The following is a 17,434-nucleotide window of genomic DNA, read 5'->3' as shown; positions in this document are numbered from 1 at the left end:
TCACCTCGAGACGCTCGCATGCAGACATTTTTTATCGCGCCGACCGACTTTGGTGTCGGCCTGACCTCCATCAGCCTGGGCCTGGTCCGCACCTTGGAGCGGGCCGGCCTGAAGGTGGGCTTTTTCAAGCCGATCGCCCAGCCACACCCAGGTGATACCGGTCCAGAGCGCTCCACCGAGCTGATCGCGCGTACCCACGGTTTGAAGCCGCCTAAGCCGCTGAGCCTGGCCCACGTCGAGCGCATGCTGGGCGACGGCCAGCTCGATGAGCTGCTCGAAGAAATCGTCACCCTCTACCAGCAAGCCTGCGAGGGCAAGGACGTGGTCGTCGTGGAAGGCATGGTGCCGACTCGCCACGCCAGCTACGCTGCGCGGGTCAACCTGCACCTGGCGAAAAGCCTGGATGCCGAGGTCATCCTGGTCTCGGCACCGGAGAACGACGTGCTGGCCGAACTGTCCGGGCGGGTCGAGCTGCAAGCGCAGCTGTTCGGTGGGCCGAAGGACCCGAAAGTGCTTGGGGTGATCCTCAACAAGGTGCGTAGCGACGAAAGCATGCACGCCTTCGCCACGCGCCTCAAAGAACACTCGCCGGTGCTGCGCAGCGGCGATTTCCGCCTGCTTGGCTGCATCCCCTACCAGGCCGACCTCAATGCACCGCGCACCCGCGATGTGGCGGAACTGCTTGGCGCCCAGGTGCTCAACGCCGGGGACTGTGAACAACGGCGGATGAACAAGATCATCCTCTGCGCCCGTACCGTCGCCAATACGGTGCCACTGCTTACGCCTGGCACCCTGGTGGTAACCCCCGGCGACCGCGACGACATCATCCTCGCCGTCAGCCTGGCATCGATCAATGGAGTACCACTGGCCGGCCTGCTCCTGACCAGCGACAGCAAACCCGACCCGCGCATCCTCGAACTCTGCCGGGGAGCATTGGCGGCAGGCCTGCCGGTACTGTCGGTGAGCACGGGTTCCTACGACACGGCCAACCAACTGAACCAGCTCAACAAGGAAATTCCGGTCGACGACCGCGAGCGCGCCGAGATCATCACCGACTTCGTCGCCAGCCACCTCGACGCCAGCTGGCTGCATCAGCGCTGTGGCACCCCACGGGAGATGCGCCTGTCACCTGCGGTGTTCCGCTACCAACTGATCCAACGTGCCCAGCAGGCCAACAAGCGCATCGTCCTGCCGGAAGGCGCCGAGCCCATGACCGTGCAGGCTGCGGCCATCTGCCAGACCCGCGGCATCGCCCGGTGCGTGCTGCTGGCCAAACCGCAAGAGGTGCAGGCGGTGGCCCGCGCCCAAGGTATCGAGCTGCCAGAGGGCCTGGAAATCCTCGACCCGGACTTGATCCGCGAGCGCTATGTCGAGCCGATGGTCAACCTGCGCAAAAGCAAGAGCCTCAACGCGCCAATGGCGGAGCAGCAACTGGAAGACCCGGTGGTCATCGGCACCATGATGCTGGCGCTGGACGAAGTCGACGGGCTGGTCTCGGGCCTGGTGCACTCCACCGCCAACACCATCCGCCCGGCCTTGCAACTGATCAAGACCGCGCCGGGCTGCACCCTGGTCTCGTCGGTATTCTTCATGCTCTTCCCCGAGCAGGTGCTGGTGTACGGCGACTGCGTGATGAACCCGCACCCCAGCGCCAGCGAGCTGGCCGAAATCGCCCTGCAGAGCGCCGACTCGGCCGAAGCCTTCGGCATCACGCCACGGGTGGCGATGATCAGTTACTCCAGTGGCGACTCAGCCAGCGGCGAAGAGGTGGAGAAAGTACGCGAAGCCACCCTGCTCGCCCAGGAAAGCCAACGCGACCTGCAGATTGACGGCCCACTGCAATACGACACGGCGGCCAACGAAAACACCGCCCGCGAACTGGCGCCAAACAGCCCGGTAGCAGGTCGCGCCACGGTGTTCGTCTTCCCAGACCTCAACACCGGCAACACCACCCACAAAGCCGTGCAGCGCAGTGCCGACTGCGTCAGCCTCGGGCCAATGCTGCAAGGCCTGCGTAAACCGGTCAACGACCTGCCCCGCGGCGCCCAGGTCGACGACATCGTCTACACCATTGCCCTGACTGCGATTCAGGCCAACCGCTCTCTGGATAGTTGAACCATGCTCGCTTTTCTGCCCGCGCCTGTGCGCGGGATCATTGCCTCGTTGCTGCTGGGGCTGAACACCCTTGTGTGCTGTACCCCGCTGTTCATCGTCAGCCTGTTCAAGCTGTGCTTGCCGTTTCCGGCGGCACAGAAGCTGACCGACGAACTGATGCGCCACATCCACGAAGCCTGGATCAGCAACAACAAGGGCTGGATGAACCTGATCAGGCATACCCACTGGCAGGTGGAGGGCCTGCAAGGGCTCGGCTACCAGCACAGTTATCTGGTCACCAGTAACCACCAGAGCTGGGTGGACATCCTGGTGCTGCAGTACGTGCTGAACCGGCGTATTCGGCCGCTGAAGTTCTTCCTCAAGCACGCCCTGATCTGGGTACCGGTGATCGGGCTGGCCTGGTGGGCACTGGGCTTTCCGTTCATGAAGCGCTACTCCAAGGCCTACCTGGCCAAACACCCGGAGAAGCAAGGCAAGGACCTGGAAACCACGCGCCGCACCTGCGCAAAGTTTCGTGGCACGCCAACCGCCATCTTCAACTTTGCCGAAGGTACCCGCTTCACCCAGGCAAAACATGCCGAACAGCAGTCACCGTTCCAGCACCTGCTCAAGCCCAAGGCTGGCGGCATCGCCTTCGTGCTGGATGCGATGGGTGAACAACTGCAATCGATCATCAACGTGACCCTCTACTACCCAGACGGTGCGCCGGGTTTCTGGGACCTGCTGTGCGGGCGGATGACACGGGTAGCGGTGCATATTCAGGAACTGGCCATTCCCGAGGAATTCCTCGGCAAAAGCTATGACCAGGATGACGCGTACCGGCTGGCGTTCCAGCAATGGATCAACCGGCTATGGGAAGAGAAGGATCAGCATTTGGCGCAGTTACACCGTCAACGCTGATACCCGCAAGGCGGGTTACTACGTACCGTAGCAATCCGCCTTGCTGGCCACAGGCCGACGGTTACTGGTACTGCTGACCAGGAATCGGCTTCAGGTTGACCTCTACACGACGGTTTTGTGCACGGCCATTGGCATCGGCGTTGCTCGCAACCGGCTGATCCGGGCCAGCACCACGTACCGACAGACGCGAACTGTCCACGCCCTGGGATGTCAGGTAAGTGCTGACAGCCTGCGCACGGCGCTGCGACAGGTCCATGTTGTGCTGGCGGCTGCCGGTGCTGTCGGTGTAGCCAACGATTTCGATGGTGTTCTGGTTGAACTGCTTGAACGAGTTGGCCAGGTTGTTCAGCGGCGAATAGAAGCTTGGGGAGATATCCGACGAGTCGGTGCCGAAGGTAATGTTGCCCGGCATGATCAGCTTGATCTGATCGCCCTGGCGCTGCACTTCCACGCCGGTGTTGGCCATGCTTTCACGCAGTGCCGCTTCCTGCTTGTCGGCGTAGTAACCGTAACCGGCCGCCGCTGCACCCACAGCTGCCGCACCGATCAGTGCGCCCTTGCCACGGTTGTCGTGGTTGATTGCAGCACCCGCGATTGCGCCAGCCAGCGCGCCCAGGCCGCCGTACTTGGCAGTTTTGCTCATTCCAGTGCTTTGCTGTGCCTGCCCTTGGTTATCGTAAGGGCTTGGGGTGGCACAACCGGACAGCATGGCAACAGCAGTAGCGACGATAATCAGACGACGCGAGGTGAACATGGAAAAGCTCCTACAGGGATTCTAAAGCACATCGAAAATTGGCAGACCTATACGGGCCTTGGAACGCGACAAACGCAAATAATTCCCTGGCTTAGGCCCGAACAAATGGATTTTCACGCATTTCATCACCCAAACGGGTGTCTGGTCCATGCCCGGTTACAACAGTAGCGTCCTCATCCAGCCGGTACAGGCGCTCTTTGATCGAACGGACAATGGTCGGCTGATCGCCGCCCCACAAATCGGTACGGCCAATACCACGACGAAACAGCGTGTCGCCAGCGATCAGCAACTTGGCATCGGCGAACCAGAAACTCATCGAACCCGGGGTATGCCCCGGCGTGTGCAAGGCAACCCCACAACCGCACGCCAACTCTTCGTCATCGGCCAGCCAGCGATCCGGCGACGGTACCGGCGTGTAGGGTACGCCGAACATCCGGCACTGCATTTCCAGGTTATCCCAGAGGAACTGGTCTTCCTTGTGCAAGTGCAGCGTAGCACCGGTCTTTTCCTTCAACAGGCCGGAGGCCAGGAAATGGTCCAGGTGCGCATGGGTATGGATGATACTGACCAGCTTCAAACCGTGAGCGTCAAGGCGCGCGATAATCTGCTCATGGTTACCGCCCGGGTCGACAACGATGGCCTTCTTGGTAATCGGGTCGCCGATCAGGGTGCAGTTGCACTGCAAAGGGCCGACGGGGAAGGTTTCGCGGATCAGCGCGGGGCTGGCGGTTTGCATGAGATGATCCTGCCAAAAGGTGATGGCATATTTTGGCACAGCCGGCTGAACCCGCCGATATCACTTTCGTGAAAACAGGCCGGTGGTCGATTCAAAACCCCAGCGCCAGTGTCTGCCTGCCTTCCAGTGCCAACAGGAACTGCTTGGCCGCCAACCCACCGGCATAGCCGGTCAAACTGCCCGAGGCGCCAATCACCCGGTGGCAAGGGACAATGACCGAAATCGGATTCTTGCCGTTGGCTGCCCCTACGGCGCGCACCGCTTTCGGGCAGCCAATCTGCCGGGCGATGTCACTGTAGCTACGGGTTTCGCCAAACGGGATGGTCAACAGAGCCTGCCAGACCTTGCATTGAAACTCAGTACCGACAAAGTCGAGGTCCAACTCAAAGCACTTTCGCGTACCGGCGAAGTACTCACCGAGCTGCCGCTCGGTGGCCAGCAACACCGGGTTTTCAACCGCCTCACGCACGGCACTCAAGAGAACCCGGTTGGGCTTCTCGTTTTCCCAGAGCACTGCGGCGAGCCCGGAGGCGCTTGCAATCAGGGTCAATTGGCCGACAGGTGAACCCATCATCTTGAATACGTAGGACATGCCCTGAATTCCATAAATCATCGTGAGGTCAGCAGCGCATCCCCATCTGAAGGCTCCAGATGAAATTCGCGTTTTTTTGACGCCAAATTAACCAACTCGCCTGTATCAACGCTACAGATTCTGATAAAAAGCGCGATACCGTAGCGGCCACCCAAGGAAAGGCCGCCGTTCGCCCAGGAAGCTAAAATGCCCAGTCCACTCGGTTACTCCTCTGTCTGGTACGCCTCTCTCAGCAACAACGTCCAGCTCAACAGCCTTTTGTTTGGTACTGCCTGGGGCAACGGCGCGAGTACGACGAACCTGACGTACAGCTTCATCAATCCTTACGTCTCGCTTTTCGCCCGCAGCTATTCCGACGACAACGAGTACCAGGCAAGCTATGCCCTGACTGCGCCGCAACAGGCCGCCGTCACCAGCGCCCTGAATAGCTGGTCTGCGGTAGCCAACATCAAGTTTACCCAGGTAAAGGAAACTACGAGCAACGTCGGCGACCTGCGTTTTGGCGGTTACGCCTACATGAGTGACGACACCGCAGCCTGGGCCTACTTTCCTGACAGAGCGCCCAGTGCTGGCGATGTCTGGATCGGGCCAGCAACCAACAACAAGGCGCCGGTCAAGGGCACCTATGACTACATGACCTTTGTGCATGAGATTGGCCATGCACTTGGCCTGAAACACCCCTTCAGCACCAGTGCCTACAACTACACCGTACTGGCGCCAGAGCTCGATGATGTCCACTACACCCTGATGAGCTACAACAACGCCTATTCCTTTGAGCCCACCTCGCCCATGTTGCTGGACATCCTGGCGATCCAGAAGCTCTATGGCGCAAATACCCAATGGCAAACCGGTAACAACACCTACCAGTGGGGCGCCGACCAATCAGTCTTCGAAACCCTCTGGGATGCCGGCGGCATCGATACCCTTGACGCGAGCAACCAGAAAGCCTCGGTACGCCTCAATTTGAATGAAGGCCAATTCAGCAACATCGGCAAAGCCTTCTATGACCAGACGGACATGACAGCCATCAACAACGGGCTGGGTATCGCCTATGGCGCAAAAATCGAAAATGCCACGGGGTCGGCCTTTGGCGACACCCTGATTGGCAACGCCCTGAACAACGTGCTGGATGGTCGTGGCGGCAGCGACACAATGATCGGCGGTGCGGGCAACGACACCTATATTGTCGACAACATCGGCGACATCGTCAGTGAAACCAGTACGCTCAGCACTGAGATCGACACCGTTCTCGCCTCAGTCAGTTACGCCCTGAGCGCCAACATTGAAGTGCTGACGCTCACCGGTAAAGCCAGCAGCAACGGCACTGGCAACGCACTCAATAACCGCATCACCGGTAACGCCGGAGCGAACGTGCTGGACGGCGGTGCCGGGGTCGACACCCTGATCGGTGGCACCGGCAACGACACCTACGTGGTCGACAACAGCGCCGACATCATCATTGAAACCAGCGCCTTGGCCAGCGAGATCGACACCGTTCGTGCCTCAGTGAGCTGGACCCTGGGCGCCAACCTGGAAAACCTTACCCTGACGGGCAGCGGTAACCTCAACGGCACCGGCAACACCCGCAACAACGTGCTGACCGGCAACAGTGCCAACAACACCCTGAACGGTGGCGCAGGCAATGACCAACTCAATGGCGGGGCGGGCAATGACCTGCTCGAGGGTGGCCTGGGTACCGATACCCTCAGCGGCGGCCTTGGCAATGACATCTATGTGATCGACAACATCGCCGACAAGGTCATCGAGGCCAGCAACGAAGGCCGCGACCTGGTCCGCAGCAGCATCAGCTACACCCTGGCCGGCAACGTCGAAGACGGCCTGCTGCTGGGCAGCGGCGCGCTCAAACTGGTGGGCAACGCGCTGAACAACACCCTGACCGGCAACGGTGGCGCCAACGTGCTGGACGGCGCTGGCGGTGCCGATGTCCTCGACGGAGGCGCTGGCAACGACACCTACTACGTCGATAACCTCGCGGACACCATCATCGAACGAGGCGCCTCGCCAACCGAGATCGACAATGTCTTTTCAACAGTGAGCTGGACCTTGGGCGCCAACCTGGAGAACCTGACCCTCACCGGCCTGGCTGCGATCAACGGCACCGGCAACGCACTCAACAACCGCATCACCGGCAATGCCGGAGCAAACATCCTGGACGGCGGTGCCGGGATCGACACCCTGACCGGTGGCACCGGCAACGATACCTACGTGGTCGACAACCTGCGCGATGTCATCATCGAAAAAAGCACCTCTGCCAGTGAAATCGACACAGTTCGCACTTCAGTGAACTGGACCCTGGGCGCCAACCTGGAAAACCTCGTGCTCACCGGCAGCAGTAACCTCAGCGGTACCGGCAACACGCGCAACAACGTGCTGACCGGCAACGCAGGCGACAACCTGCTAAACGGCGGTGCAGGTGCCGATACCCTCAGCGGCGGCCTCGGCAATGACATCTATGTGGTCGACAACATCGCCGACATGGTCATTGAGGCTAGCGGCCAAGGCCGCGACCTGGTGCGCAGCAGCGTCAGCTACACCCTTGCCGCCAACGTTGAAGACGGCGCGCTGCTGGGTAGTGGCGCACTCAAGCTGACCGGCAACACACTGAACAACACCCTGACGGGCAACAGCGGCGCCAACCTGCTCAACGGCGCTGGCGGTACCGATACCCTCGACGGCGGTGCAGGTAACGACACCTATTACGTCGACAGCACCGACGACCTCATCATTGAACGAGGAACATCGCTCAAGGAAATCGACAGCGTCTTCTCTTCGGTCAATTGGACCTTGGGCGCCAACCTGGAAAACCTGACGCTCACCGGCAGTGCCAACCTGAACGGTGCCGGCAACACCCTCAACAACCGCATCACCGGCAACGCAGGTGACAACCTGCTGGACGGTGGCGCAGGTATCGACACCCTGATCGGTGGTACCGGCAACGACACTTATGTGGTCGACAATCTGCGCGACACCCTCGTTGAAACCAGCACCCTGCCCCGCGAGATCGATACCGTGCGCGCTTCGGTCAACTGGACCCTGGGTGCCAACCTGGAAAACCTGACCCTTACCGGCAGTGCCAACCTGAACGGCACCGGCAACGGACTCAACAACGTGTTGATCGGCAACAGCGCCAACAACACCCTGAACGGTGGCGCAGGCAATGACCAACTCAATGGCGGGGCGGGCAACGACCTGCTGATCGGCAGCCTCGGCACCGACACACTCACTGGCGGCAGCGGCGCCGACCGGTTCGTCTTCAACCTGCTGAACGAGTTGGGCAAAGGCAACGCACGCGACGTCATCACCGACTTCAACAGCAGCGAAGGCGACAAGATCGACCTGTCGAAGCTCGACGCCAACGTCCTCGCCAAAGGCATCAACACCTTCAGCTTCATTGGTGCCGATGCATTCAGCGCCGCCGGGCAAGTGCGCTTTGTCGATCACATCCTCTACGGCAACGTCAACGCCACCCCGGACGCTGACTTCGAGATTCACCTGGTGGGCGTCAACAGTTTCAGTGCGCAGGATATGATTGGCTGATGACGGTAACTCGCAGGCAGTAAAAAACCTGGGCAATCTCAACGCCAAGCCGACTTGTGTCTTGAGGCAGGAATAAAATTGGAAGTGAGCACGGTGGCGCACCTACCGTGGGAGCACACCTTGGTGGCGATGGAACCCGCAGGGTTCCCAGCGTATGCAGCTCATCCAAAAGCCGGTGTAGAAGACCCAAAGTGCCAATATTCCAGCATTAAGCCATGCTACATCCTGGAGTATTCGCACAATGGCAACGATACAGCGCACTTACGGCAGGTAGAGCCTGAACACGCCGCCGCCCAACGGCCCGCCGTTGCCGATTTCAATGCGCCCCTGCAGCCCGTCGCGTTCATGCAGCGCAGCAATGCGGGCCGCGAAGTAGAGGCCCAGGCCGGTGCTGCCGCTGCTGGGGTTGATGCCCTGCACGTAGTCGCTCTGGCGTTCGAGCATCTGCAGGGGATAACCCGGGCCGTCATCGTTGACGCTCAGTACTAGTTGGTCGTCTTCTTCGCTGACGGTTATCAGCAAGGCGTGGCCGGCGTAACGGATGGCATTGTTGAGGATGTTGGACACCACCGATCCAATCAGCTCACGATCAAAGAAGCCCAGCGGGTTGACGGTGTCGATCCGGTAGCTGGCCAGCAGGTCGCGATGGCTCAGTACGTCCTGGTGAGCCGCCAGTTGCGCTTCGATGAAGTCGTCCAGCTCATGGTAGCCAGGACACATCGGCAACTGGTTGACGCCCAGTTTGTACAGGCCCAGCAGTTGCACCAGCATGCCGTTGAGGTGGGCGAATTCGTGTTCCATGACGCCCAGCTCACTGCCGCCACGTTGCGTATCAGGCAAACGGGCCAGCCATTGGCTGTGGGTCTGCATGAGCATCGCCAGGGAGTTTTTCATGTCGTGTACGGTGGAGGCGATCACCGTGGAGAAGTCGAGCCCCTGCTTGTTTTCGCTCATCCACCAAATGCCCGTATGTGCAGTTTGCGATAGCGCTCGTAGCGCGCGTCACTTTCAGGAATACCGGCCACCCGGCTGAGGCAGGCGCGGCACTCTTCCAGTACGGCTGCGGTTGGCGTATCACCGGCCAGGCGCAGCAGTGCCTGGGTAGTGTTCAGGGCGATACTGATGTTCTTCGGCTGCAACACCAGTGCCCGACGGAACAGGTCCAGGGCGCCCCCCAGGTTGCCGGCCTGGTAACTGCGCACACCTTGACGGTTAAGGTCGACGGCTTCGTTGCCCCCACCCAGAATCGCCGGGTCATCGGTCAGGGTTGCGATGTTTTTCATCACCGCCGGGTCGTCGCCATACACCTCAACGCAGTTCTTCAAGATGCCGTTACTGGCCGCTTCCTGCCCGAGTTGTTGCAGCTGGGTCGCCACCAGCAAGGCGGCTTCGGCAGAGAAGAACTGGTCCATGCCCTCGATGCGAGCCATGGCCTGCTCGGTGAGCTTGGCGGCGGTCTCGGGGTCGCCCGCCTTGATCAGGCTGGTGGCTTTCATCAGGCGGGCGCGCACTTGCAGGCCCTGATCGTCTGTGTACTCCTTGGCCACTTCGCTCAAGGCCGAGTTGATCTCTACGCGCGTACGCGCATCCATGCCGCCGCCACCGTTCTTGCTGATCAAGGCCTGGGCCAGGCCCAGGTTGCTTTCAGGGTCTTTGAAACGCGAGTGCTGGCCCTGGCTGACCGCCTGACGGTAGGCGCGTGAAGCGCTGTCGAAGTCTTCGTTGCCCAGCGCCAGCTTGCCCAACAGCATCTGCCGACGCACTGCCAGTGGCGAAAGGCGCACCGCCTCTTCAAGCACGCTTTGAGCGCGCTTGGTTTCGCCGGTGGCCGTCAGTACGTCGGCCAGGCCGTCGTACAGGCCAGGCATCAGCGGGAAGGCCTTCAAGGCTTGCTCATAGATGCCCTGGGCCTGGCCAATCTGGCCACGTTTGAACAGTAATGCGCCAAGGGCGGCATAAGCCCAGGGCGTGGCACGGCTGCTGAGGATGGCCTTGAGGAATCGCTCAAGGTCTTCATAGCGGTTCAGGTCACGCAGGGCGTTGGCCCGGTAGCGCAGGCACAACGGCGCAAAACGCTGGTCCTGGCGGCAGAGGTTCTCGCACGCGGCCAGTACCTCGGCGGGTTTGCCGCGGTCGAGCGCCTGCAGAATCGGCTTGAGCAAGGTTTTGCGCTGTACCAGCTTTTCCAGCCGCTGGGCCAGGCCGATCCGGTTGAACGGTTTGGTCAGGTAGGCATCAGGCTCATGTTCCAGAGCACTGAGCACCACTGCCTGGCTGCTCTCAGCCGTGACCATGATGAACACGCATTCATGGCTGATGAGCTTGTCGACCATCAGGTCTTCAAGGGTTTGCTGGCCGTTTTTCTTGCCATCGCCCAAGTGAAAGTCATGCAGGATGAAGTCATAGCGTTTCTGCGCACACATGCGCAGCGCCTGCTCGCCGCAGTCAGCAGTGTCGACGTCTCGCACGCCCAGTTCGCGCAGCATGGAGCGCACGGAGCTGCGGAAGTCGGAGAAGTCATCGACGATAAGAAAACTTTTTTGGCTGTAAACCAACATCCAAGGAACCTGTCATGGGTAGTAAGGAGACACACGCACGCAACGATTACAACGACAGGCTCAGCCTTTCAGCCCACTACGGCGCGTAGCTGACAACCAACGACAGTGGGCTATCACGCAATACAACACCGCCCTGTCACACACCCAATTGGCTCCCCAGACGATATTGATTGTTCCCCGAGCGCTTGGCGTCATACATCGCCAGGTCTGCGGTGTGGATCAGGTTATCCATACTCGTGGCGTGGTCGGGAAATACCGCCACACCCAGGCTGGTGCCGATCACACACGTTTGACTGGCAATCTCCATCGGCATTGAAAGTGCCCGGATAATCATTTCGCAAAGCACATGGATTTCTTGTTGTATGTTCAGGTCGGACGACAAACCTTCGAGCACCAGCACGAACTCATCGCCCCCGATACGTGCCACTGTATCGGCCGTACGCACCAGATTCTTGAGGCGCTTGGCCGTGCTAATCAGGACCTGATCACCCGCCGCATGACCGTAGCTGTCGTTGATCGCCTTGAAGCCATTGAGGTCGAGAAAAATCAGCGCCACTCGGGTGCGCTGGATGCGTGCCTGCTCAAGTGCCCCCGACAGCCGCTGTTCAAGGACCAGGCGGTTGGCCAGGCCAGTCAGCGCATCCTGGTGGGCCATGCTGTGCAGTTGGTTGGCCCAGGCTTTTTCTTCGGTGATGTCGCGTACCACCCCCATCATCTTGATGGCCTTGCCGTGGGCGTCCTTGATCACATTGCCGGTCTCGCGCAGCCAACGCACCGTACCATCGGGCCAGATCACCCGGTACTCCTCGTCATGGTTTTCGCCGGTTTCAATGCAGCGCAACTCGCCCGCCCTGACCTGCTGACGGTCGTCCGGGTGGACACTGTTGCAGAAGTGTTCATAACTGGGGGTGATCTCGCCAACCTGATAGCCGAACATGCCGTAGATGGCTTCAGACCAGTACAACTGCTCGGTGTCGACATCCCAGTCCCATGTGCCGATACGGGCAAAGTACTGGCTGCGTTTGAAACGCTCGATGTCATCAGGGAGGATGTCGCGCGCTTGGGCACATTGGCTGCAAACGCCCGGCGGCGAGCCCGCCAGTTGCGCCTGAAGCTCAGCCAGGCGAGCACTCAGGTCGCGCTCGCGGTGCAGCGCACGGCGCCACACTATCAGCAGCACCACGATGCCAAGGCACATCCAGAGAAGTAGCACGTTCAGGACTGCCGTCATGACAGCGGGGCACTCGATAATAAATGGCTAATCGCCATCTTAATCGAAGCAAGTTGTACACAAAAGCCTGCTAACCCGATGGTCCGTTTCGGTGAGGCGGGAACTGGCGAGCCTGATCGACTCGCCAGATCCACGCCGGTTCTACTAGCGGGTAAAGACCTGCGCCGTGGTGATTGCCATGTCACCCCCCGGCAACTTGATCTTGCCCAGCGGTTTCAGGCTGTCGGCATCGAAAATCGCCACATCGTTGAAGGTACCAGCCAGGTAGATCTTGCTGCCAGCCTTGTTGAACGAGATGCAGTAGTAGGAGTGATCCAGGGTGGCTGCCTGGAGCATTTTCTTCTGCTTGATGTCGTACTTGGCCAAGCGGTTGAGCACGCCAAAGACCAGGTTAGGGTCCTTGGGCGACACCATGCCGCTGAAGTAGATCTCGGTCAGCGGACCAAAGTCGACAGTCTTGGTCTTGCCGGTGGCCAGGTCGATGTTGAAGAAGCCGTAAACATAGTCAGCGGTTGCCGGGTCTTCCTTCTTGTCTTTGAACTTGGCGGCCGTGTAGAGCAGCGAGAAATCATGCCGGTAGGTCTGCTGGTTCCACACGTAGAGCACATCCGGGGCGCTGTACAGCGGGCGCTTCCAGTGTCGGCTCGGCACCAGCACGTCGAACTTGCCGGTCTGCACGTTGACCTTGTAGATGTCCGGCCCGGCGATGTACAGGCTGCCGTCGTCACCGGTCTGCATGATGGTCAGCTGGCGTGGCGCCGGGAAGCTGCGCACGGGCTTGGCACTCATGCCGGCATTTGTGGCGTAGACATCCAGGCGCGGCTGCTGCACTTCATAGCGATCGTTGAGCATCCGTGTCGGGTTAGCGACGGTGTACAACTCCTTGCCATCATGGCTGACAGTGAAGGAAAACATTGAACGGGCCTTTTCCCCCGGCTGCTGGGTAATGCTGGCATGGAACACCTGTTTGCAGGTGTCCAGCTCGACCCCGTAGATGTCGGCGTAATGGTTGTTCAACACATAGGCAATTGTGCGGTCTGGCGACAGTTGCACGGTGCCCGGCCCAAAGGCGTCCGGCATCTGGCAGGTCTTGTAGAGGCTGTCGGTGGCCAGGTCGAGAATGTGCAGGTTGTTCGGGTAGTTGGTGGTGACCATGTACTCGTGGCCACGGTTGAGCGCCTTGCCCTCGTCGGCCAACAGTGGCCCGGAGCAGGCGCCAAGCACCAGAATGGCGGCCAGGCCGCGCGTTGCAGTCTGAAGCATGCGGGTATCCCTCTTGTTCGGCTGGGGGCTCATTTGTCTTCCGGGAACACGGTCCCCAGGTTGCGCCAATTGTCGTTGGAGGCCTGGGCGTCTTTGTTCCAGTCCGGGTAGGTGCTCATCATGTCCGGCACCTGGGCCGGCCACCAGCAAGGGTCAGAGCAACCATACAGGTCTGATTCCATCGGTTGGCACAGCGACGAAACGCCACCGAAGGCATCGATTTCCCAGCCCGGGTCCGTGGTCGAGGCACACCCGGCCACCGAGTTCATGGCCACAACCTCTTCAATGCGGTTCTCGTCGGCAGCCTGTTCGAGCTTGAGCGCTTTGTTATTGATCGGCTTGAGATGCTTCATGTCAGTGGACCTTGCGCGGAGTGATGTAGCGGCTGATGAAGGCCGGGTTCTCGGCCATGATCCGGCTGTAGACTTCGATGCCGAAGTCCACCCAGTCACGCATCAGTTCGCAGTAGTGATAGGTCGGGTGAGCGGGGTCGCCATAGCGGGCGTAACTTTCGTGGTAGCAGCCGCCTGAGCACAGATTGCGAATGCGGCAGCTGTCGCACCCGGTGTTGGTGCGGTCCAGGCGCTGTGAGAGAAAGTCGTTGAGTTCGACCTGCTTGACCCCGCTGTGGACGTTACCGAACGTTGGCAACGACGAGCCGGTGAAGCGATGACAGAGGTTCAACTCCCCCTTGTGATCGACCGCCAGCATCTTCAGCCCGGCCCCGCAAGGCAGCGCCTTCTTGTGCCCTTCATGAATGTCGGTGATCAACTGGTGCAGGTTGGAGAAACCGATGCTTCGGTGCTCCAGCGCTGCCTCCAGGTAACGCCGCCCGAGGGCTTTCATGTTGGCGAACACCTGTACCAGCTCTTCGCTACTCAGGTTGTAATCGCTGATATCGCCAGAGGTCACCGGCGCAAAGCCGACCTCCGCAAAGCCCAGTTCGTTGAACAGGTGGTTCCAGATGGTTTCGACATCGGTGACGCCCCGGGTCAGGGTGACACGGGCGCCGACCGGGCGGCTGTCATAGCGCGACAGCAACATGTCGACCTTGCGCCGAACCACATCGTAGGTGCCCTGCCCACCGACCGTGATGCGATTACGATCGTGCACGGTCTTCGGCCCGTCGATACTCACCGACAAACCGAATCGGTGGGCATTGAGGTAGTCGACGATTTCTTCGGTGAGCAAGGTGGCATTAGTGGTCATGACGAACTCGACCCGTTTGCCCGCCTCACTGAAACGCCGCTCGCAGTAGTCGACCATGTACTCGATCAGCTTGCGGTTGCTCAGCGGCTCGCCGCCGAAGAACACCACGGTGTAGACCGACTCGTCCGGCGACTCCTTGAGCAGCATTTCCACCGAGGCCACGGCGGTCTCGACATCCATACGCTTGCCTTGCGAAGGCTTGTCCAGGTCCTCTTTGTAGCAGTAGGTGCAGCTCAGGTTACAGCCGGTGTTGACGTTCAACACCACCGTGTTGATCGCCGTGCGCTCGACCCGCCTGGTCGCCACTTCGGGGGTCAACGGCGAACCGTCGCTGACCAGTTCCAGGGCGATCAGCTCGCGCAGGGTTTCATTGATTTGCTCGCCGCCAAAACGCGGGGCCAGGCGCTGCTGCAGCGTTTCGCTGGAACAGCCCTCACCACGCAGGACGTCGATGATTTCCCCGGTCAGCGCATCGCTGGCGAACAGCGAGCTGCTGGGGATATGGAACAACATGCGTGCGTCATCAACCTGCACTTCGTGCAGGTTGCGCTCCACCAGGTTCAAGGTAACGCCCATCGCAACCTCCTCAAGCGGGGCCGGGCATTGCCGGCCCCCTTTTCATTCCGCTGATATGGCTGGGGTAACAGGCCCGTATCAAGGAATCGGTGGATTGTTCCAGCGCTGAACAGTGACGATCAGATGCCCCTCACCCGTGTGGGCTTTGCCTGCATCGTCCACCGCCGCAATGACCTTGAGGTTGCCGGCGTTGTTGGTCGACATCTTGCGCGCCGGGTTTGGCCCGGCATCGCCTGGGGTGAACACACCCGCATCGGCCTGCATGCTGCCGGCAAACTTGACGTCTTCATCCTCGCGGGCACGGTCATCAAACGGCTCGACCTTCCATTGCGCCGGGAACACACCAATGCGGTAGGCCTTGCCGTCCGCGCTGCGGCCCCAGGCTTCGGCGTCGAAGCGGCCTTGAACCTTCGGTGTCGAACCACCGTTGTCACCGATACGGGCCACCGAGAACGCCGGCACTACCTTGACCTCGGCAATGTCGCGGTACACCGCCAATTGCTGGCCCTTGAGTGCACCGACAGTCACTTCGCGCAACCCGGCCGGAGCATCGGCCGCGGCCTTGAGCAGCACGCGCACACGTTGCGGGCTCTGCTCCAGCACCTTGACCACTTCAACCCCCTTGCCGAACGATGGCGTACCGTTCAGGCCGCTGCCGATCAGGCTGACTTCGGTTTCGCTGCCGGCCTTCAGGTAACCCGGCTGAACCGCCAGCAGTTGTGGGTGATCCTGCCGCGCGGCGATAAAGTCCAGGCCAAGCTCATCGTGCGCGGTCTCAAACATCCGGCCCTTGAGCTGAGCGCCATTGGCAGCAAACACCTGGCGCATTTTCACCCCGTCGATATCGACGTTACCGCGCCACTCATAACCGCTGTAGAGAATGGCCGTGCCCTGGCCCTTGAACGGGCTGCCATCGGCGTACTGGCCATCAACACTGAGGGTGAAATGATCGCCCTCTGCTGCAGTAACCTTCATCACCCCGTTAAGCTCGCCCTTGCCTGGCAGGTGCCCGCTGAACGTCCAGTCACCGACCAGGGCCTGAGCCTTGGGCATCGACTTTTGCCAGTCAGCCCAGGCCTTGCTGTCGAGCGGGTAACGCTTGGCGAGCAATGGCACCATTTCCTTACGGGCCAGGTCGAACCAGTCGCGGTCGCGAGACAGTGCCTGATACTCCAGCGACGGCCACTGACCGAGGTGGAAGTTCACCAGGTGCTCCCACTCCTGCGCCGGGCGACGCTGCAAGGCCACCCGTGCCCCCGAGTGGCAACGGCCACACATCTGCTTGGTCTGGTCGTCGAACTGCTCGACGGTGTTCAGGCGACGCTCCAATGCATAACGCACACCGTCGGTTTCGCTGGGTGCCAGGCCTTGGTTGTCGGCCAGGTACTTGACCAGGGTGCGACGATCTTCATCGCTGATCTTCAGCTGGTGCATGGTCTGCATGCGCGCAATGCTCATCAGCCACCCCTCGGGGGTTTTGCGCTGATGGCTGATGCGGCTAAAGGCATTCTCACCCTCAGGCGTATGGCAACCCATGCAGGTTTCCTTGAGGATGGCCTGGGCTTCGCGTGCCTGGCTGGTCTGGGGCTGCAAGGCAAGGCTTACCGCCAACGCCAGCAGGCCACCGGCACTGGCGAACCGGAATGTTCTCTTCATCGATGTCTGACCTCCCACGGGGCTTATTCTTATCATTGTTTTTTAGTGGTCTCTTCCTGCCGGCCGGGATGGATCAGGCAATGCACAGGCTGAAGAGGTACTGTCAGTAGCGATACATATTGCATGCCAAGAACTCAAAACCCCGTTCCTACAGGGCTTCCAGCACTTTTACCGCTTGCGCTGCGTTTAATTTCGCGACAGCTGTAGCACTCTGAGACGGCGCGACAGAACGGCTTGCACTTTACCGTTCTGGCACAAAATGCCATCATTGAGCCACTTTCCATCA

13 protein-coding genes are annotated in these 17,434 nt (G+C 60.4%); 3 read left to right on the top strand and 10 right to left on the bottom strand.

Annotation, left to right across the window (positions count from 1 at the left end; genetic code table 11):
* Positions 1-18 precede the first annotated feature (18 nt).
* Complete coding sequence (pta, locus tag UIA24_RS00735; RefSeq protein WP_330521945.1) at positions 19-2,115, top strand: phosphate acetyltransferase; 2,097 nt, start codon at positions 19-21, stop codon at positions 2,113-2,115.
* A gap of 3 nt (positions 2,116-2,118) precedes the next feature.
* Entirely contained in the window at positions 2,119-3,015 is an 897-nt protein-coding gene (locus UIA24_RS00730) for an acyltransferase (RefSeq protein WP_330521944.1), read from the top strand.
* Between the two features lie 61 nt (positions 3,016-3,076).
* On the opposite strand, the gene UIA24_RS00725 is transcribed toward UIA24_RS00730, so the two are convergent.
* From UIA24_RS00725 to UIA24_RS00715, 3 genes are all read right to left on the bottom strand, one after another.
* Positions 3,077-3,769, bottom strand: coding sequence for an OmpA family protein (locus UIA24_RS00725; RefSeq protein ID WP_330521943.1), 693 nt, complete (start codon positions 3,767-3,769; stop codon positions 3,077-3,079).
* A 91-nt stretch (positions 3,770-3,860) separates the two neighbouring features.
* Positions 3,861-4,505 (bottom strand): MBL fold metallo-hydrolase, encoded by a 645-nt coding sequence (locus tag UIA24_RS00720; protein WP_330521942.1) that lies wholly within the window; start codon positions 4,503-4,505, stop codon positions 3,861-3,863.
* Between the two features lie 91 nt (positions 4,506-4,596).
* Positions 4,597-5,097, bottom strand: a complete 501-nt coding sequence (locus UIA24_RS00715; protein ID WP_330521941.1) for a methylated-DNA--[protein]-cysteine S-methyltransferase — start codon at positions 5,095-5,097, stop codon at positions 4,597-4,599.
* Between the two features lie 186 nt (positions 5,098-5,283).
* On the opposite strand from UIA24_RS00715, the gene UIA24_RS00710 reads away from it, so the two are divergent.
* Positions 5,284-8,655 carry a M10 family metallopeptidase gene (locus UIA24_RS00710; protein WP_330521940.1) on the top strand — a complete coding sequence of 1,124 codons (3,372 nt, stop codon included), beginning with the start codon at positions 5,284-5,286 and terminating at the stop codon, positions 8,653-8,655.
* 261 nt (positions 8,656-8,916) lie between these two features.
* Here UIA24_RS00710 and UIA24_RS00705 read toward each other — a convergent pair whose 3' ends face one another.
* The 7 genes from UIA24_RS00705 to peaA all read right to left on the bottom strand — a co-directional run bounded on the left by UIA24_RS00705 (position 8,917) and on the right by peaA (position 17,148).
* Entirely contained in the window at positions 8,917-9,609 is a 693-nt protein-coding gene (locus UIA24_RS00705) for a sensor histidine kinase (RefSeq protein WP_065759127.1), read from the bottom strand.
* A complete protein-coding gene (locus UIA24_RS00700) occupies positions 9,606-11,213 on the bottom strand; it encodes a tetratricopeptide repeat-containing response regulator (RefSeq protein WP_065759128.1) in 1,608 nt (535 codons plus the stop codon). Before UIA24_RS00700 ends, UIA24_RS00705 begins: the two co-directional genes overlap by 4 nt.
* 136 nt (positions 11,214-11,349) lie before the next feature.
* Positions 11,350-12,426: a sensor domain-containing diguanylate cyclase gene (locus tag UIA24_RS00695; RefSeq protein WP_330522162.1), complete on the bottom strand. Its 1,077-nt coding sequence runs from the start codon at positions 12,424-12,426 to the stop codon at positions 11,350-11,352.
* A gap of 162 nt (positions 12,427-12,588) precedes the next feature.
* Positions 12,589-13,707, bottom strand: coding sequence for a quinohemoprotein amine dehydrogenase subunit beta (peaD, locus tag UIA24_RS00690; protein WP_065759129.1), 1,119 nt, complete (start codon positions 13,705-13,707; stop codon positions 12,589-12,591).
* A 29-nt stretch (positions 13,708-13,736) separates the two neighbouring features.
* A complete protein-coding gene (qhpC, locus tag UIA24_RS00685; RefSeq protein WP_065759130.1) occupies positions 13,737-14,060 on the bottom strand; it encodes a quinohemoprotein amine dehydrogenase subunit gamma in 324 nt (107 codons plus the stop codon).
* A gap of 1 nt (position 14,061) precedes the next feature.
* Positions 14,062-15,492, bottom strand: coding sequence for a quinohemoprotein amine dehydrogenase maturation protein (gene peaB, locus UIA24_RS00680; protein WP_102051863.1), 1,431 nt, complete (start codon positions 15,490-15,492; stop codon positions 14,062-14,064).
* Between the two features lie 78 nt (positions 15,493-15,570).
* On the bottom strand, positions 15,571-17,148 hold the full coding sequence (peaA, locus tag UIA24_RS00675) for a quinohemoprotein amine dehydrogenase subunit alpha (protein WP_330521938.1): 1,578 nt from the start codon (positions 17,146-17,148) through the stop codon (positions 15,571-15,573).
* Positions 17,149-17,434 lie beyond the last annotated feature (286 nt).

Origin of the sequence: Pseudomonas sp. AL 58 (assembly GCF_036348395.1) — a bacterium.
Taxonomy (GTDB): Bacteria; Pseudomonadota; Gammaproteobacteria; order Pseudomonadales; family Pseudomonadaceae; genus Aquipseudomonas; species Aquipseudomonas defluvii.
The sequence above is the reverse complement of the archived record's forward strand: the minus strand, read 5'-3'. Positions and strand labels throughout refer to the sequence as shown.